The sequence below is a fragment of the Corynebacterium humireducens NBRC 106098 = DSM 45392 genome, assembly GCF_000819445.1.
GTDB classification, from domain to species: domain Bacteria; phylum Actinomycetota; class Actinomycetes; order Mycobacteriales; family Mycobacteriaceae; genus Corynebacterium; species Corynebacterium humireducens.
This window is the reverse complement of sequence record NZ_CP005286.1, coordinates 862,681-878,630: the sequence shown is the minus strand read 5'-3', so window position 1 is coordinate 878,630 and position 15,950 is coordinate 862,681. Positions and strand designations below refer to the sequence as shown.

Sequence of the window (15,950 nt, the reverse complement as noted above, 5' to 3'; positions counted from 1 at the left end):
CCGTGCATCTGCTCGATCAGATCCCCCTGGTCACCCGCGGGGTGACCGACGACGGCGACACCGTCGGCGTCACCCTCTCCCGCACCTACGACGCCTCCGACGTCGACCTGTGGGAGGCCCTCACCGACCCCTCCCGGCTGGAGCACTGGTTCGAGCCGGTCTCCGGCGACCTGCGCGCCGGCGGCACGGTCCGCTGCGCGGGCGGCGTCACCGGGGAGATCCTCACGTGCACGCCCGAGCAGCTCCTGCGCCTGGCGTGGGACGACGGCACCCCCGGCACTCTGGAGCTCGTCCTCTCCCCCGCCGAGCGAGGTACCCGCCTCACGCTGACCCACACCGTGCCCCGCGACGAACACTGGGACACCTACGGTCCCGCGGTCAACGGCATCGGCTGGGACAGCTCCCTGGCTGCGCTGGCTCTCCACCTGGCGATGGACGCCGACGCCGCCGAGGGTGAGGAGGAGACCTTCATCCGCCGGTTGGCGGCGGAGTGGTCCGGTGCCGACACGCCGCAGACGCAACGCACCCTCGAGCTGTACCTCGGAGAATGAGAAATGCCCCGCACCAGGCGGGGCATTTCTCGTGTGCGCGGCTAGTTCGAACGGAAGTAGCTGAGCAGACGCAGGATCTCGGTGTAGAGCCAGACCAGGGTGACTGCCAGGCCGAGGGCGACGCCCCAGGCCATCTTGGACGGTGCGCCGGCGCGGATCATCTTGTCGGCGGCGTCGAAGTCGGACAGGAAGCTCATGGCCGCCAGGCCGATGCAGACCAGGGAGAAGATGATGGCGAGCATGCCGCCGTCACGCAGCGGGTTGGCGCCGGTGAAGACCGCCAGCAGCAGGTTGCCCAGCGCCAGGACGAGGACGCCGACGAGGGCGCCGGTCATGATGCGGTTGAACTTCGGGGTGACCTTGACGGCACCGGTCTTGTAGACGAAGAGCATGCCCAGGAACACGCCCAGGGTGCCCATGACGGCCTGGCCGATGAGGACACCGGCGTCGGCGGCGGACTCACCGAAGGTGACGCCGGAGAAGAGCAGGGAGATACCGCCGACGAAGAGGCCCTCGAAGGCGGCGTAGATGAGGGTGACCGCGGCGGAGCCGTACTTCTTGCCGAAGGTGGCCACCAGCACGGTGATGAGGCCACCGATGGCACCCACGAAGGTGAGCATGAGCGCCAGACCCGGGTTGACCAGGCCGAGGCTGAAGTTCAGGACGGCGAGGACCACGATGACCGCGAGGGTCATGCCGGTCTTGGCGACGACGTCGTCGACCGTCATCGGACGGTCACCGGTCGTGGTCTGACCGTAACCGGAGTACGGGTCCTGGTAACCCTGCGGCGCTCCCGCAGGGTAGGCACCGCGCTGGATGCCACCCTTGGCGGTGGTGAGTGAGTTCATGACAGGGTTGCTGCTACGCACGATGAAACCCCGAGCCTTTCTGATCGTCTTGTGTTCTACCCCGTACAACGTAACAAACGTTGCTTTAGTTCCCCGGGTGAGGAAAATCTTCCCGACGCCGTGTCCGTTCCCGTACACTGTCCATGTTTTTGTCTCCACAAACCGAAAGGCGGACCACTCCACGATGGAGCCTCCCCCTGACAGACCCGCATCGTCCCAGCTCAGCCTGACGCAGGTGGTCACATGCTGACCGCCGTCGCCCTGCTCGTCCTGGGACTGGTGATCATCGGTCTGATCATCGTGGCCAACGGCTATTTCGTGGCGCAGGAGTTCGCCTTCATGTCCGTCGACCGCACCGAGCTGCGCTCGCGTGCCGACGCCGGGGACGAGAAGGCCGCCGCCGCCCTCAAGGTGACCAACCGCACCTCCTTCATGCTCTCCGGCGCGCAGCTGGGCATCACGGTCACCGGCCTCATGGTCGGTTTCATCGCGGAGCCGCTGGTCGGCGAGTCGCTGGGCGTGCTGCTCGGCGGCGTCGGCGTGCCCGTGGCCGTCTCCGTCGGTGTGGGCACCGTGCTGGCCCTGGCGATCTCCACGATCGTGCAGATGATCTTCGGTGAGCTCTTCCCGAAGAACTACACCATCGCCGCCCCGCTGAAGTCCTCCCTGGCGCTGGCCCGGTCGACGAACATCTACCTGGCGATCTTCGGCTGGCTCATCCGGTTCTTCGACTTCTCCTCCAACGCCCTGCTGCGCATGCTGCGCATCGAGCCGGTCGAGGACATCGACTCCACCGCCACCGCCGAGGACCTCGAGCACATCGTGTCCTCCTCGCGGGAGAGCGGCGAGCTCGACGATCAGACCTTCCTCGTCCTCGACCGCCTCCTCGACTTCCCGGAGCACGACGTCGAGCACGCGATGGTCCCCCGGTCCCGCACCGATGTCGTCGACCCGGCGACCACGATCGGAGAGGTCCGCCAGCTCATGGCCACCGCGCACACGCGCTACCCGGTCATCGACGACGAGCACAACCCCGTCGGCCTCGTCCACCTGCTCGACGTGCAGGACACCGAGCTTCCCGCCGCCGCGCCCGTCACCGAGATCATGCGCGACATCCTCGTGGTGCCGGAACTGATGTCGCTCCCCGACGCCGTCGACAAGCTCGAGGACGCCCAGCAGAAGCTGGCCGGCGTCATCGACGAGTACGGCGGCTTCGTCGGCATCATCACCGTCGAGGACCTCGCCGAGGAGATCCTCGGCGACGTCACCGACGAGCACGACGGCGAGTCCTCCGAGGACATCACCGAGACCGACGAGGACGAGTGGCTCGTGGACGGCGACACCCCACTCGACGAGATCGAGCGTGCCATCGGCCACGACCTGCCGCAGGGTGACTTCGAGACCATCTCGGGTCTCCTCATCTCCCACACCGGCGGCCTCGTCGAGGAGGGTGAGGTCCACGTCATCGAGCTGGAGGCCGAGCCCGAGGACTTCGTCGAGGGGGAGGACGCCCCCACCCGCTCCCTGCGCATGAGCGTGGAGGAGGTGGACCGCCACGTGCCGTCGGAGGTCCGCATCGAACTCATCGAGGAGGAGAAGAAATGATGAACTGGTACATCGCCCTGCCGGTGACCGTGCTGGTCATCGTGCTCTCGGCGTTCTTCGTCGTCATCGAGTTCTCCCTGCTCGCCGCCCGCCGCAACCGCCTGGAGGAGACTGCGGAGACCTCCGCCTCCTCCCGCGCGGCGCTGCGCAGCCTCAACGAGCTCACCCTCATGCTGGCCGGCGCCCAGCTGGGCATCACGGCGGCGACGTTCGCGCTCGGTGCCATCACCAAGCCGTGGGTCCACCACCTCATCGAGCCCGCCTTCGGCGGACTCCCCGACGGCGTGGCCTACGCGGTGTCCTTCGCCCTGTCGCTGTTCATCGTCACCTTCCTCCACCTGGTGGTCGGTGAGATGGCGCCGAAGTCGTGGGCCCTGGCCCACCCGGAGACCGCGGTGCGCGTCATCGCCGGGCCGGCGCGCGTGTTCATCACGCTCTTCCGCCCGCTCCTGTCGTGGATCAACCGGATGGCCAACGCGCTGGTCCGCCGGGCCGGGGAGGACCCGGTCGAACGCGCCGCCGCCAAGGGCTACGACGCCGAGACCCTGCGCCACCTCGTCGAGCACTCGCGCGACACCGGCACCCTCGACGACATGTCTGCCAGCCAGATCACCGGGCTCATCGCTCTGGAGTCCATCACCGTCGGCGACGCCGTCACCCCGCGCCGCCCGCTGCCGGCCACCGCGACCGTCGCCGAGGTCCGCGCCCGCTCCCGGGAGATCCGCTCCATGCGCGTGCTTCTCGACGCCCCCGCCGGCGCCGAGCAGCCCACCCCGCACCTGGTGCACGTCCGCGACACCCTGCTCGCGGACCCGGCCGACATCGCCGACATCTACTCCCGTCCCGCGCTCCTGCTGCCGCAGACGACCACCCTGTCGGAGGCCCTCAACCTCATGCGCGGCAACAACGAGCAGGTCGCCGTCGTCGTCCCCGAGGACGGCATCGCCGACTCCCCGGGCGAGGTCGTGGGTGTCATCACCTGGGACGACATCCTGTCCCGCCTGTGGCCCAGCATCGAGGAGGAGCTCGACCGCGTCAGTCGAGCGTGACCACCACCTTGCCGGTCGCGTGGCCGTCCTCCACCGCGGCGACGGCCTCCGCGGCCCGCTCCAGCGGGTAGTAGGCACTGACGTGCACCCGCGCCTGCCGCGCCACCTGCTCGAACACCTCGCGGGTGCGGCGGCGCGGCACCGCACTGCCCCCGAGCTTCTCGACGAGCGGTTTGTCCGCCACCGACACCAGCCGCGCCCCCGGCACCAGCACCGCCGCCTCCCGCAGCGTGTCCCCGCCCACGAGGTCGAACACCGCCGCGGGGTGCTCCCCCGCCCACTGCCCCTTGGGCACGTGCCGCGCCCCCAGGGACTCCACCAGCTCCTTCTTCGCGTCCGAGGCCACCCCGATGACCTCGAGTCCCCGGGCCGTGGCCAGCGTGGTGATCGCGGTCCCCACACCTCCACCAGCCCCCAGCACGAGCAGCTGCGACCCCGCCGACAGATCGAGCATGTCGAGGGCGTCGTAGGCCGTCCCCCATGCCACCGGCAGGCAGGCCGCGTGGCGCACGTCCATGCCCGCGGGGACGGGGGTGACGGAGGCGGCGTCGAGAAGCGCCTGCTCCCCGAAGGTGCCGTGGCCGGAGGCGGCGGCACCGAACACCAGCTCCCCGGTGCCGACCACCCGGCCGGCCGCCTCCCGCCCGAACGCCATGGGGAAGCGCACCTCCCAGCCGTTGGTGCCCTCCCGGGTGCGCAGGTCACCGGGGTTGACGGAGGTCGCCAGCACATCGATGAGGACCTGGCCGGGGCCGGGGGTGGGCGCGGGGACGTCGAGAAGCTCGAGGACCTCGGGTCCTCCGTGGGCGCGAAAACCGAAGATACGCATGCCGCCCATTGTGCCTATGCTGGCGACCATGATCACCGATGTTGACCGTGACTGGCTCGTCAGGGCCGTTGACCTGGCACGACAGGCGCTCGAGGCGGGTGACGAGCCCTACGGCTCCGTCCTCGTCGGCGCCGACGGGACCGAACTGTTCGCCGACCACAACCGCATCTCCGGCGGGGACTCCACCCGCCACCCCGAGTTCGCCATCGCCCGGTGGGCGGCCGAGAACCTCACCCCCGAGGGCCGCGCGCAGGCCGTCGTGTACACCTCCGGCGAGCACTGCGCGATGTGCTCCGCCGCCCACGGCTGGGTGGGGCTGGGACGGATCGTCTACGCCGCCTCGTCCCGCCAGATCGGGCAGTGGCGCGCCGAGCTCGGCCACCCCGCCGCCCCGGTGAACGCCATCCCGATCCAGGACGTCGTCCCCGGGATCACGGTCGACGGGCCGGACGAGGAGCAGGGTGCGCGGGTGAAGGAACTCGTCGCGCAGATGTAGTGCCCCCACTGGGGTTCGAACCCAGACTGCGCGGATTTTAAGTCCGCTGCCTCTGCCAGTTGGGCTATGGGGGCGGGAGGACACACAGTCTAGGACATGCGTCCGGACCGCCTCTGCAGCAGGTGCCACAGGACGGGCAGCTGCCCGAGGGCGAACACGCCCGGAACCAGGGTCAGCGCCTCCGGAACTCCGGCCAGTGCGAATACCAGGAAGCACAACGCCAGTCCCGCGCCGCTCACCGCGTGGCCGATGAGCATGGGCCGCGGCCCGACCTGCCCCAGCACCGCCACCCCGACCGCGACGGACCAGCACACGACACCGAGGTAACCGGTCAGGAAGTAGGGCCAGTCGAGGGCGTCGAACGAGCGGGGCAGGGTGCCCGCCAGCCAGGCGACCACCAGCGCACCGAGGACCGCACTGCCCCAGGAGGCGCGGAGGAAGAGGCGGAGGGCCACCGGAATCAGGCGCGGAGCCTGTCCCCCAGCGACGCGACGATGCCGTCGAGAATGTCCTTCTCACTGATGACGAAGCTGTCCGCCCGGGTCTCCTTCTCCAGCATGTCCATGATCCCGTCGACGACGGCGCTGCCGCCGCCGAGGACGTCCGCACGCCCCGGGTGCACGACCGGGTTGAGGGCGCGGGTCTCGGCGGACTGGCGGCGGATCTCGGCGGTGAGGACACGCAGCGCGGAGAAACGCAGCACGGAGCCGTGGATCTCCCGCGGGTCGTAGGTCTCCAGGCCCTGGGCCAGCGCGGAGAGAGTGGTGAAGGTGCCGGCCACTCCGACGAAGGTGCGGGCCTCCCGGATGGGCACGATCTTGACGACGTCCTCCATCCGCTCCGCCACGTACTCCATGGCGATCTCGGTCTCGGTCTCGGTCGGCGGATCGGAACGCATGATCCGTTCGGTGACGCGGACGCAGCCCATCTGGGTCGAGTGCATGCCGAGGACCTCGCCGTCAGCGGTGCCGACGATGAACTCCGTGGAACCGCCGCCCAGGTCGATGACGCAGAACGGGCCGTCGGAGGGGTCGAGGTCGGTGATCGCCCCGCGGAACGACAGCGCCGCCTCCTCCTCGCCGGAGATGACCTCCGCGCGGGCCCCCGGGGTGATGCGGCCGAGGAGCTCACCGGTCATGCGGAAGAAGTCCTCCCGGTTGGAGGCGTCGCGGGTCGCCGACGTGGCGACCATGCGGACCGCCTTGACCTGCTCGAACTCCATGATCCCGACGAAACGCTCCAGCGCCTCCCGGGTGCGTTCGATGGCCTCCGGGTCGAGCTGGCCGGTGGCGTCGACGCCCTGTCCGAGGCGGACGATCTCCATCGTGCGGGTGACCTCGCGGGTGGTGTCGCCCATGATGTCGCAGATGAGGAGTCGGATCGAGTTGGTGCCGCAGTCCACGGCCGCGACACGGGTCACTTCGCGGCCTCCTGGTACAGGTCGTCGAACTGGTGGGCGTCGAAGCCCAGTTCCGCGCACGTCGGCCAGTCCGCGGGGATCGCGGTGCCGCGCAGTCCACCGCGGTCGGCGGCCAGCGCGACGGCCTCGGTGCCGAAACGCACCCGGTCCGGCCCCTCGGCCAGCGCGTAGGCGATGAGCACGTGGAGGCACTTCACGCGCTCGGGCATGCCGCCGCCGGTGAAGTCGGTGCCGAGGTCCTCGAGGGCGTTGCGCTCGGCGAGGTAGTGCTCGTGGGCGGCCCGGTAGTCGGCCTGCAGGGACTCGTCCGTGGCGAGGCGCTCCTCCATCCACTTCATGACGTGCGCGACCTCGAGGCGCGAGGCCTCGCCGGTCAGCCGGGGGTCGGTGAGGTAGTACAGGGTGGGGAACGGGGTTCCGTCGGGAAGCCTCGGCGCGGTCTTCACCACACCCGGAGCGCCGTCCGGGCTGCGGTAGGAGATCGCGAGGACGCCACGGGGCTCACGCCCGAGCTGCTTCTCGACGGCCGCCAGATCTGCATCGTTGACAGTCATGGCGCTCATTCTTCCATGAGCACACCACCGGGGTCGTCTGCGGGCGGCGTTGCGATGGACGCCCACAGGATTTCGTACCACGTCCAGTCCGCCGTCAGCTCCTCCGCGGAGGTGGTCACGGTGGGGTCGACCTCCATGTTCGGGTCGATGACACGGAAGGCGACCTCCCCCGGCTCGATGAGCCCGAGGCGGCGGCGGGCCTCCTCCCGGATCCACGCCTCGTCGCCGTACCGGTCGATCTCCTCGAGGAGGCGCTCCTTCTCCGCCTGCTTCGCGGCGATCGACTCGTTGAGGCGGTTGATCTCCGAGCGGCCCTGGAAGTAGTTGTTCGCCGGTGCCCAGATGGTGACGATCACGATGATCGCCACCGCCGCCAGCACACCGAACTCGGCGGTGTTGAAACGCATCCGCGGGCGACGCGGGGGCTTACGCCGGGCGTCCCGGGTACGGGACACCACCGGCACGGTACGCCGGGAGCGGGGGGAAGGTTCGGTCGCCATAGAACCCCGAGTCTAACTCACTCGTCGCCCCCGGCGAGGATGGCGGCACGGGCCTCCTCGAACGCGTCGAGCGAACCCCACACCGTCCCCGACACCCGGCCGTCGAGCCGCCGCAGCACCTGCCGGGCCAGCTCCCTCTCCCCCGCCCGGGGGAGGCACCAGAGGAAACGGTTGAGCACCTCACTCTCCTGCCGCAGGTCCGGGGCCGGCCCGGCGCTGAACATGCGCCACGCCAGCTCCAGGTACTCCCCCGCGACACCGCTGCGCATGATGATGTACGGGACCACCCCGTGCCCGAGGTGCCCCGGCGGGGCATGCGTCACGACGTCCGCCGCCAGCTCCACCTGCCCGTCGGCGTCCAGGTGCTCCGCCAGGATCCGCAATCCCTGGGGGTGGTACGGGTCGAGGTCACGCCACTCCTGCGCCCCGACGTAGGCCCGCTGCGCGACGAGGAGCGGCACGATGTCCCGCCCGGCCTCCCACGCCAGGACCAGGGCCCGTTCGCGGTGCCCCGCCCCGAGGTGGACCGCCGCGAGGACCACCCGCTCCAGAGCATCCTCCGGCTCCAGGAGACGCCGCTCCCAGAGCTCGAAGAGGTACCCGTCGGAGAAGAGGGCACCGAAGTCGAAGAGGAAGTGGATCCGTGAGGTGGCGTCGAGACGCCCGTACACCGCCCGGAGGGTGCCCAGGTCGACGCCCTCCGCGATCCGGACCAGCTGCTCACCGGTCCAGGTGTGCACGAAGTCGGGCTCCAGCCGGGGCCGTGCCCTACGTCTGCCGAAGAATGCCATGGTGTCCTCCCCCACGGATACGGGGACGCCCCCGTGCACCGGGGTGCACGGGGGCGTCGGAAAGCGCTGTCAGTTACTTCTGGAAGCGCGGGAAGGCGGAGCGGCCGGCGTAGACGGCGGCGTCGCCGAGCTCCTGCTCGATGCGCAGCAGCTGGTTGTACTTGGCGACGCGCTCGGAGCGGGCCGGGGCACCGGTCTTGATCTGGCCGCAGTTCAGTGCGACAGCCAGGTCGGCGATGGTGGTGTCCTCGGTCTCACCGGAACGGTGGGACATCATCGAGGTGTAGCCCGCACGGTGGGCCATCTCGACGGCGTCGAAGGTCTCGGTGAGGGTACCGATCTGGTTGACCTTCACCAGGATGGAGTTGGCGGCCTTCTTGGCGATGCCCTCCTTCAGGCGGGCCGGGTTGGTGACGAAGAAGTCGTCGCCGACCAGCTGGACCTTGTCACCGATGGCGGCGGTCAGGGCGACGTAGCCGTCCCAGTCGTCCTCCTGCAGCGGATCCTCGATGGAGACGATCGGGTACTCGTTGATGAGCTCCTCGTAGACCTTGGACATCTCCTCGGCGGAGAGCTCCTTGCCCTCGAAGTGGTACTTGCCGTCCTTGAAGAACTCGGAGGAGGCGACGTCCAGGGCCAGGGCGACATCGTCGCCCAGCTTGTAGCCGGCCTTCTCGACGGCCTCGACGATGAGGTCCAGGGCCGCACGGGTGGACTCGACGGACGGGGCGAAACCGCCCTCGTCGCCCAGGCCGGTGGACAGGCCCTTCTCCTGGATGACGGACTTCAGGGTGTGGTACACCTCGGCGCCGACCTGCAGAGCCTCGGAGAAGGTCTCGGCACCGATCGGGGCGATCATGAACTCCTGGACGTCGACGCCGGAGTCGGCGTGGGCGCCACCGTTGAGGATGTTCATCATCGGGACCGGCAGCACGTGTGCGTTCGGGCCACCGACGTAACGGTAGAGCGGCAGGCCGGCGGACTCGGCGGCGGCGCGGGCCACAGCCATGGAGACACCCAGGATGGCGTTGGCACCCAGGCGGGCCTTGTTGTCGGTGCCGTCCAGCTGGATCATGGCCTGGTCGATGGCGCGCTGGTCATCGGCCTCGAAGCCGGCCAGCTCGTCGGCGATCTCCTCGTTGACGTTCTCGACGGCCTTCAGGACACCCTTGCCCAGGTAGCGGTCGCCGCCGTCACGCAGCTCGTGTGCCTCGTGGACACCGGTGGAGGCGCCGGAGGGGACACCGGCGGTGGCGAGGGTTCCGTCATCCAGCACAACGCCGGCCTCGACGGTCGGGTTGCCACGGGAATCCATGATCTCTCGTGCGAAAACGTGAATGATGTCAGCCACTTTTGGGGCCTCCTATAGCCATATGAGATGGGAGTTCGTCATCGTCGCGCGCTCTCGACACGCGTCCGGGGACAATTCTTCCAGAAAAACCGCCACCAGGGGCTACAACCCGACGATTGCAGGGGGCAACCAGGGGTGGCCGTCACCGGGCCGGCTGGTTCAGGGCATAGGACGCGGCCGCGTCACGCACGTCGATGAGGTAGGCCTCGGAACGGTTGTAGGCGTAGATCGCCCGGGACCAGCCCTCCGGGGTGCTGAGGTCCCCACCGTTGGTACACAGCAGGTGCGCCGCCCCCAGGGCCGCGTCGTCGATCTGGTGCGGATCAGCCACCCCGTCACCGTTGGCGTCCCGGCCGTAACGCTTCCACGACTCCGGGATGAACTGCATCGGCCCGACCGCGCGGTCCCACTCGGTGTCACCGTCGAGGAGGCCGCCGTCGGTGTCCGGGATCGCCGCGAAACCCGGACTGCCGTCCAGGGGGATGCCGATGATCTTCGGCTCGGCGAAACCGGCCTCGTTGATGTGGCTGCGGTTGAAGTAGGAACCCGAGTACGTGCCGTGCCGGGACTCCACCCAGCCGATGCCGGCCAGGGTGTTCCACCTGATGCGACAGGTCGGCCAGGCGTCACGGGCGATCAGTTCGGCGTTGCCGTACGCCCGGATCGCCGCCGCCGGGATGCCCGTCTTCTCCGCCAGGGGCGCGGCCCAGAAGTCCAGCTTGTCGGAGGTCCGGCCCGGCGCGTGGACGTCGATGAGCGGGACCTCCGCGGCACCGGCCGGCGGCACGTTGTCCGGCACCGGCTGCAGCTGCCGCGTGGGACTCGAGATGTCCAGGAAGGACAGGGCCCAGCCGATCAGGGAGATGACCATGACGATGGCCAGAACCACCCCCAGGCCACAGCCCATCACCCGTCGCGCGCCGCCACTCATGGGGGACGATCCTACGGCATGGACCCGCCCGGGACGGCAGTGACCCGTACACCCCCGGAGTTCACCCTCTTTTGCCACTTGCATCACAACAGACACTCAGGCCACGTATGCTTCCAGCGTATTTATTTCCCTCTGAAAGGTACCGCTTCATGCTCCGTCGCGCACTCGCCACCATCGCCGTCTCCACCGTCGCCGTCGTCGGCCTCGCACCGGCCGCCTCCGCCCAGGTCATCCCGGACCTCGGCACCTTCATCAAGCAGCTCCCCTGCAACCAGCTCGAGCAGGGCCTCAAGTCCGCCAACCTCATCGACGAGGACACCACCCGCAACCAGCTCGCCTCCAAGCTGCGCACCGAGACCGGCAAGGTCATCGACAACCCGCTCTTCAACGTCGCCGCCAGCGCCTACGCCAACCAGCTGGCCGACCGCGCCCTCGAGTGCGAGATCGTCAAGGAGGACCCGAAGTCCCCGATCGCCGGCTCCACCCAGTTCCTGGAGATGTTCGAGGGCCTGTCCAGCGCCGTCGCCAAGAAGTAGCTCTCTGCTAGAGACCCGGGGGAATCTCGTTCCCCCGGGTTTTTTCCTGCGCCTTCCCCAGCGCCCACAGGCGTTCCTGCTCCTCGACGGGCACGACTCGGTCGGTGCCGTCGAAAAGATAGGGGGAACGCACCTGCAGCTTGCCGACGAAGCTGGCGGCGACGTCAGCGAAGTCGAAGGCGGAGCGTCGGGAAGCGATCTCCGCGTGGAACAGGACCTGCAGCAGGACGTCCCCGAGCTCACGGAGCAGCGCCTGCTCATCACCGTCGGACTCCCACTCGACGACCTGGTCGGCGAACTCCTGCGCCTCCTCCGCCAGGTACGGCAGCAGGGAACGGTGCGTCTGCCCCGACTCCCACTCCCCGATCGAACAGGCCCGCTGCATCGCCTGCACCGCGTGCCGCACCGGATCCCTCCGGGACTCCGCGACGATGACCTCGTCACCGGCGCGCACCCGCCGGAGCACCCGGGGGTCGAAGCCGTTCGTGCTCACCAGGACCCCCTCCCCCTCGGCGGCGACCAGCTTGTCGATGTTCCACCGCACACTCACCGGCACCTCGTCCGTGAACTCCAGCGGACCGCCGAGCCGCCCGAAAGCCTCCAGGGGGATGAGGGTGGGCCACCGGTCGTCGAGAAGCAGGACAGTCATGGCCCCAATCCTAGGGGTCTAGAGTGGACGGGTGACATCACCCCGTATCCATACAGTGACAGTGTGGTCGCTGGTGGCCCTCATCATCGGGTCCACCGTCGGCTCCGGCATCTTCTCGCTGCCACAGAACGCGGCCTCCGCGGCCGGGCCCGGTGCCGCACTCATCGGCTGGGCGATCTCCGCGGTCGGCATGCTGTCGATAGCGTTCGTCTTCCAGATCCTCGCCGTCCGCCGCCCCCACCTCGACTCCGGCGTCTACTCCTACGTCCGCGCGGGCCTCGGTGACTACATCGGCTTCACCTCCGGCTGGGGCTACTGGCTCGGCTCCGTCATCGCCCAGGTCGGCTACGCCACCCTCTTCTTCAACACCCTCGGCCACTACGTCCCCGGCATCGGGCCGGACCACCCCGTCGCCACCGCCCTGGCCGTCTCCGCCCTCACCTGGGTGATCTTCGCCGGCCTGTCGAGGGGGATCCGCCAGGCGGCGTTCATGAACGCCGTCACCACGGTGGCGAAACTCCTCCCCATCGCCGCGTTCATCCTGCTCGTCGCCTTCCTCGGCTTCAGCTGGGACCGTTTCACCGCGGACTTCTGGGGCGGGGGGCCCGTCTTCGGGCAGGTGCAGGGGATCATGCTGTTCACCGTGTGGGTGTTCATCGGCATCGAGGGGGCGTCGGTGTACTCCAAGCAGGCGCGCACGCGTGCCGACGTCGGCCGCGCCACCATCATCGGCTTCCTCACCGTCCTCGCGCTGCTCATGTCGGTGTCGATGCTCTCCTACGGTGTCCTCACCCGGGAGGAGCTGGCCGCCCTGCCCGACAACTCGATGGCCGCCGTCCTCGAGGCCGTCGTCGGCCCCTGGGGCGGGGCGCTGATCTCCCTCGGCCTGTGCCTGTCGGTGCTCGGCGCCTACGTGTCGTGGCAGATGCTGTGCGCCGAACCGCTTGCCCTCATGGCCTACGACGGGCTGCTGCCGCGCCGTTTCGGCAGCATCAACCGCGCGGGCGCCCCCTGGGCGGCGCAGCTGCTGTCGACGGTGGTCATCCAGATCACCGTGATCATCTTCTTCCTCAACGAGACCGCCTACATCTCGATGGTGCAGCTCGCGACGGTCCTCTACCTCGTCCCCTACCTCTTCTCCGCCCTCTACCTCGTGCTGCTCACCGTCCGCGGGCGCGGCGTCGCCCACCCCCACGCCGGCGTGCTTTTCGACGACAGCGGCCCCACCCCCTCCCCCGCCGACAACCGCCGCCACCTCGCCGTCGGCCTGCTGGCCCTCACCTACGCCGCCTGGCTCTTCTACGCCGCGGACCTCACCTTCGTCCTCTTCGGCGCCCTCGCGGTGCTGCCCGGCCTCCTCCCCTACGTGTGGACCCGCCTCCAGGCCAACGAGAAGGTCTTCAACCGTTTCGAGGCGGTCGTCGTCGCAGTGTTGGTCGGGGCCGGAGCTGTCGCCGTGTGGGGACTGGCCCAGGGCACCCTCAGCCTCTGACTCCCACCGTTTCGGCCAAATGCCCGTTGTCTGGGATACTTGGCCCCACACAACGGGAATCCAAGGAGAAGAAGTGGCCCAGAAGCTGTCCCCGCTCGCATCCCCCCTGCTCGACAAGGTCACCGAAGGCCCCACCGGCTGGACCGGTGTCGAGGCCGACGAGGAGTGGGCGGCCGAGGTCAGGCGCCTCGCCGCCGAACGCAACGCCGTCATCCTCGCCCACAACTACCAGCTCCCCGAGATCCAGGACATCGCCCACTTCACCGGCGACTCCCTCGGCCTGTCACGCATCGCCGCCGACACCGACGCCGACGTCATCATCTTCTGCGGCGTCCACTTCATGGCCGAGTCCGCGAAGATCCTCTCCCCCGAGAAGACCGTCATCATCCCCGACGAGCGCGCCGGCTGCTCCCTGGCTGACTCCATCACCGCCGAGCAGCTCGCCGAGTGGAAGGCCGAGCACCCCGACGCCCTCGTCGTCTCCTACGTCAACACCACCGCCGACGTGAAGGCGCTCACCGACGTGTGCTGCACCTCCTCGAACGCCGTCGACATCGTGAAGTCGCTGCCCGCCGACAGGGAGATCCTGTTCAACCCGGACCAGTTCCTCGGCGCCCACGTCAAGCGCGAGACCGGCCGCGACAACATCCGCATCTGGGCCGGCGAGTGCCACGTCCACGCCGGCATCTCCGGTCCGGATCTGGTGGCCAAGACGGAGGAGCACCCGGGTGCGGACCTCTACATCCACCCCGAGTGCGGCTGCGCCAACTCCGCCATCTACCTCGCCGGTGAGGGTCTGGTCGACGAGGAGCGCGTCCACATGCTCTCCACCGGCCAGATGCTCGACGAGGCGAAGAACCAGCAGACCGGCACCGTCCTGGTCGCCACCGAGATCGGCATGCTGCACCAGCTGCGTCAGACCGCCCCGGAGATCGACTTCGAGCCGGTCAACGAGCGTGCCTCCTGCTCCTACATGAAGATGATCACCCCGGCCGCCCTGCTGCGCGCGCTGGCCCTGGGTGTCGACGAGGTGGACGTGCCGAAGGAGACCGCCGACGCGGCCCGCGAATCGCTCGAGCGCATGATCGCCGTCGGTCAGTCGGGGCTGGGCGAGTAGTCAGGCCCGCCCGGCGGCGATGAGTCCCATCGCCGACAGTTCCCGCAGCGGGTGTCTGTTCCGTTGCGGCGGCCCGCCGTCGGGTGGGTGGAACACCACCCCGCCGGGTTCTCGTTCCAGGCGTCCGTTGCGGGGCGGGGCGTCGGGGTCGTCGTCGTTGCGGGCGTTGTGTACCTGACAGGCGATGGTCATCTCGGCCACGTTGGTGTTGCCGCCCTGCTTCCATGCCTTGAGGTGGTGGACCTGGGAGTCGTCGGCGGAGGTGGTGCACACGGGGGTGGGGCACAGCAGGGTCTCCGCGGCGAGGAGTTTCTGCTGCTTGGGGCTGGCGGTGCGCTCGGAGCGGTAGAGGTCCACCGGGCCTTCCACGGGGTGGTAGACGCCGACGTAGTGGTGTTCGGCGGTGACCTGCTCGACTAGTTCCCTGCCCGTCATGGTCGTGCCGTCGGTGAGGCCGAAGATGGTGTCGTCCTTTTCGCGGCGCAGGACCTGCGCCCACTCGGGGACGGGGACGACGACGAGGGGGACCGGCGGGGTCGGGCCACTGGGGCCTGTACCACCTGCAAGGAGGGCGTCGGCCATCGCCTGTTCGTAGGTGAGTCTCGGGTTGTCGCGGCGGAGGCGGCGGGCGGTGGGCAGGAGGCGGCCGAGGAAGGCGGTCATGTGCCGTTCGGGCAGGGTGATGGTGGCGGTGCGGAGGCCGCGGGCGTCGGTGTTCTTGCCGCCCTTGAGTGCGCGTCCGGCGAAGGCCTTGTTCTCCGCGTCGGGCACGGTGCGGTTGAGGTCGCGGACGCGGGCGGAGGCCGCCCGGTCGATCTCGTCGACGGTGCCGCGCAGGTGGCAGAGTTCGGCGCGGAGTTCCCATTCGGTGACGGCGGCGCCGGGCAGGAGTTTGCGGGTGTGCTTGTCGACGACCCGCAGCGCATCCAGCGACAGCCCGCCCTCCCGCGCCGCGTCGAGGGCCTGGGCCTGCAGCTTCCGGTGTCGGGTGGGTCCGAGAAACACCTCGGCCAAAAGGATCCAGGCGCCGGCGTCGCGGAAGCCGAGGCTGACGATGCGTTGCCGGGTGAGGTGTCCGGAGGCGATGGCCTCCAGCACCGTCACGCCCCGCAGGGCCTCCATCGCGGCGACAATGTCCATGTCCCGGACGATAGGGGGTGGACGGGGTGGGCGTCGGAAAGCACTGTCCTGCCCTGTGGACAACACCGGGTTATCCACAGAAACGCCGCCG

General features: G+C 69.3%; 18 protein-coding genes and 1 tRNA gene. 7 read left to right on the top strand and 12 right to left on the bottom strand.

Features of this window, described 5'->3' with window-relative positions; translation table 11 throughout:
• Positions 1-2: 2 nt before the first annotated feature.
• Positions 3-551 (top strand): SRPBCC domain-containing protein, encoded by a 549-nt coding sequence (locus B842_RS04450; RefSeq protein ID WP_052437736.1) that lies wholly within the window; start codon positions 3-5, stop codon positions 549-551.
• 41 nt (positions 552-592) lie between these two features.
• On the opposite strand, the gene B842_RS04445 is transcribed toward B842_RS04450, so the two are convergent.
• Positions 593-1,420 carry a Bax inhibitor-1/YccA family protein gene (locus B842_RS04445; RefSeq protein ID WP_040085411.1) on the bottom strand — a complete coding sequence of 276 codons (828 nt, stop codon included), beginning with the start codon at positions 1,418-1,420 and terminating at the stop codon, positions 593-595.
• A 222-nt stretch (positions 1,421-1,642) separates the two neighbouring features.
• Here B842_RS04445 and B842_RS04440 point away from each other — a divergent pair, with 222 nt between their 5' ends.
• Both B842_RS04440 and B842_RS04435 read left to right on the top strand, forming a co-directional pair.
• Positions 1,643-3,004, top strand: coding sequence for a hemolysin family protein (locus B842_RS04440; RefSeq protein ID WP_040085409.1), 1,362 nt, complete (start codon positions 1,643-1,645; stop codon positions 3,002-3,004).
• The gene (locus B842_RS04435) at positions 3,001-4,053 is read left to right on the top strand and encodes a CNNM domain-containing protein (protein WP_040085408.1); all 1,053 of its coding nucleotides are present in this window, start codon (positions 3,001-3,003) and stop codon (positions 4,051-4,053) included. Before B842_RS04440 ends, B842_RS04435 begins: the two co-directional genes overlap by 4 nt.
• Here B842_RS04435 and B842_RS04430 read toward each other — a convergent pair.
• The gene (locus tag B842_RS04430) at positions 4,040-4,882 is read right to left on the bottom strand and encodes a quinone oxidoreductase family protein (RefSeq protein WP_040085406.1); all 843 of its coding nucleotides are present in this window, start codon (positions 4,880-4,882) and stop codon (positions 4,040-4,042) included. The genes B842_RS04435 and B842_RS04430 overlap by 14 nt on opposite strands.
• 28 nt (positions 4,883-4,910) lie before the next feature.
• Between B842_RS04430 and B842_RS04425 the strand changes: the two genes are divergently transcribed.
• Positions 4,911-5,378: a nucleoside deaminase gene (locus tag B842_RS04425; RefSeq protein WP_040087320.1), complete on the top strand. Its 468-nt coding sequence runs from the start codon at positions 4,911-4,913 to the stop codon at positions 5,376-5,378.
• On the opposite strand, the gene B842_RS04420 is transcribed toward B842_RS04425, so the two are convergent.
• The 8 genes from B842_RS04420 to B842_RS04385 all read right to left on the bottom strand — a co-directional run bounded on the left by B842_RS04420 (position 5,379) and on the right by B842_RS04385 (position 10,925).
• Positions 5,379-5,452, bottom strand: a tRNA-Leu gene (locus B842_RS04420).
• 15 nt (positions 5,453-5,467) lie between these two features.
• Positions 5,468-5,833 carry a hypothetical protein gene (locus B842_RS04415; RefSeq protein WP_040085405.1) on the bottom strand — a complete coding sequence of 122 codons (366 nt, stop codon included), beginning with the start codon at positions 5,831-5,833 and terminating at the stop codon, positions 5,468-5,470.
• A gap of 5 nt (positions 5,834-5,838) precedes the next feature.
• Positions 5,839-6,798, bottom strand: a complete 960-nt coding sequence (locus B842_RS04410; protein WP_040085404.1) for a Ppx/GppA phosphatase family protein — start codon at positions 6,796-6,798, stop codon at positions 5,839-5,841.
• Complete coding sequence (locus tag B842_RS04405) at positions 6,795-7,352, bottom strand: DUF501 domain-containing protein (protein ID WP_040085402.1); 558 nt, start codon at positions 7,350-7,352, stop codon at positions 6,795-6,797. The genes B842_RS04410 and B842_RS04405 overlap by 4 nt, the downstream gene beginning before the upstream one ends.
• 5 nt (positions 7,353-7,357) lie before the next feature.
• Complete coding sequence (locus B842_RS04400; protein ID WP_082028368.1) at positions 7,358-7,852, bottom strand: FtsB family cell division protein; 495 nt, start codon at positions 7,850-7,852, stop codon at positions 7,358-7,360.
• Between the two features lie 17 nt (positions 7,853-7,869).
• Positions 7,870-8,643, bottom strand: a complete 774-nt coding sequence (locus B842_RS04395; RefSeq protein WP_156119435.1) for a hypothetical protein — start codon at positions 8,641-8,643, stop codon at positions 7,870-7,872.
• A gap of 73 nt (positions 8,644-8,716) precedes the next feature.
• Positions 8,717-9,994, bottom strand: coding sequence for a phosphopyruvate hydratase (gene eno, locus B842_RS04390; RefSeq protein WP_040085400.1), 1,278 nt, complete (start codon positions 9,992-9,994; stop codon positions 8,717-8,719).
• A gap of 142 nt (positions 9,995-10,136) precedes the next feature.
• The gene (locus tag B842_RS04385) at positions 10,137-10,925 is read right to left on the bottom strand and encodes a lytic transglycosylase domain-containing protein (protein ID WP_245631390.1); all 789 of its coding nucleotides are present in this window, start codon (positions 10,923-10,925) and stop codon (positions 10,137-10,139) included.
• A 149-nt stretch (positions 10,926-11,074) separates the two neighbouring features.
• Here B842_RS04385 and B842_RS04380 point away from each other — a divergent pair, with 149 nt between their 5' ends.
• Positions 11,075-11,461, top strand: a complete 387-nt coding sequence (locus tag B842_RS04380) for a hypothetical protein (RefSeq protein WP_052437735.1) — start codon at positions 11,075-11,077, stop codon at positions 11,459-11,461.
• Positions 11,462-11,468: 7 nt separating this feature from the next.
• Here B842_RS04380 and B842_RS04375 read toward each other — a convergent pair whose 3' ends face one another.
• Complete coding sequence (locus B842_RS04375; RefSeq protein WP_040085397.1) at positions 11,469-12,110, bottom strand: MazG nucleotide pyrophosphohydrolase domain-containing protein; 642 nt, start codon at positions 12,108-12,110, stop codon at positions 11,469-11,471.
• Positions 12,111-12,141: 31 nt separating this feature from the next.
• On the opposite strand from B842_RS04375, the gene B842_RS04370 reads away from it, so the two are divergent.
• Together B842_RS04370 and nadA are read left to right on the top strand one after the other, a co-directional pair.
• Positions 12,142-13,602, top strand: a complete 1,461-nt coding sequence (locus B842_RS04370; RefSeq protein ID WP_040085396.1) for an amino acid permease — start codon at positions 12,142-12,144, stop codon at positions 13,600-13,602.
• A gap of 19 nt (positions 13,603-13,621) precedes the next feature.
• Positions 13,622-14,719, top strand: a complete 1,098-nt coding sequence (gene nadA, locus B842_RS04365; RefSeq protein ID WP_082028366.1) for a quinolinate synthase NadA — start codon at positions 13,622-13,624, stop codon at positions 14,717-14,719.
• Here nadA and B842_RS04360 read toward each other — a convergent pair whose 3' ends face one another.
• Positions 14,720-15,859, bottom strand: coding sequence for an HNH endonuclease signature motif containing protein (locus B842_RS04360; RefSeq protein WP_040085393.1), 1,140 nt, complete (start codon positions 15,857-15,859; stop codon positions 14,720-14,722).
• Between the last annotated feature and the right edge of the window lie 91 nt (positions 15,860-15,950).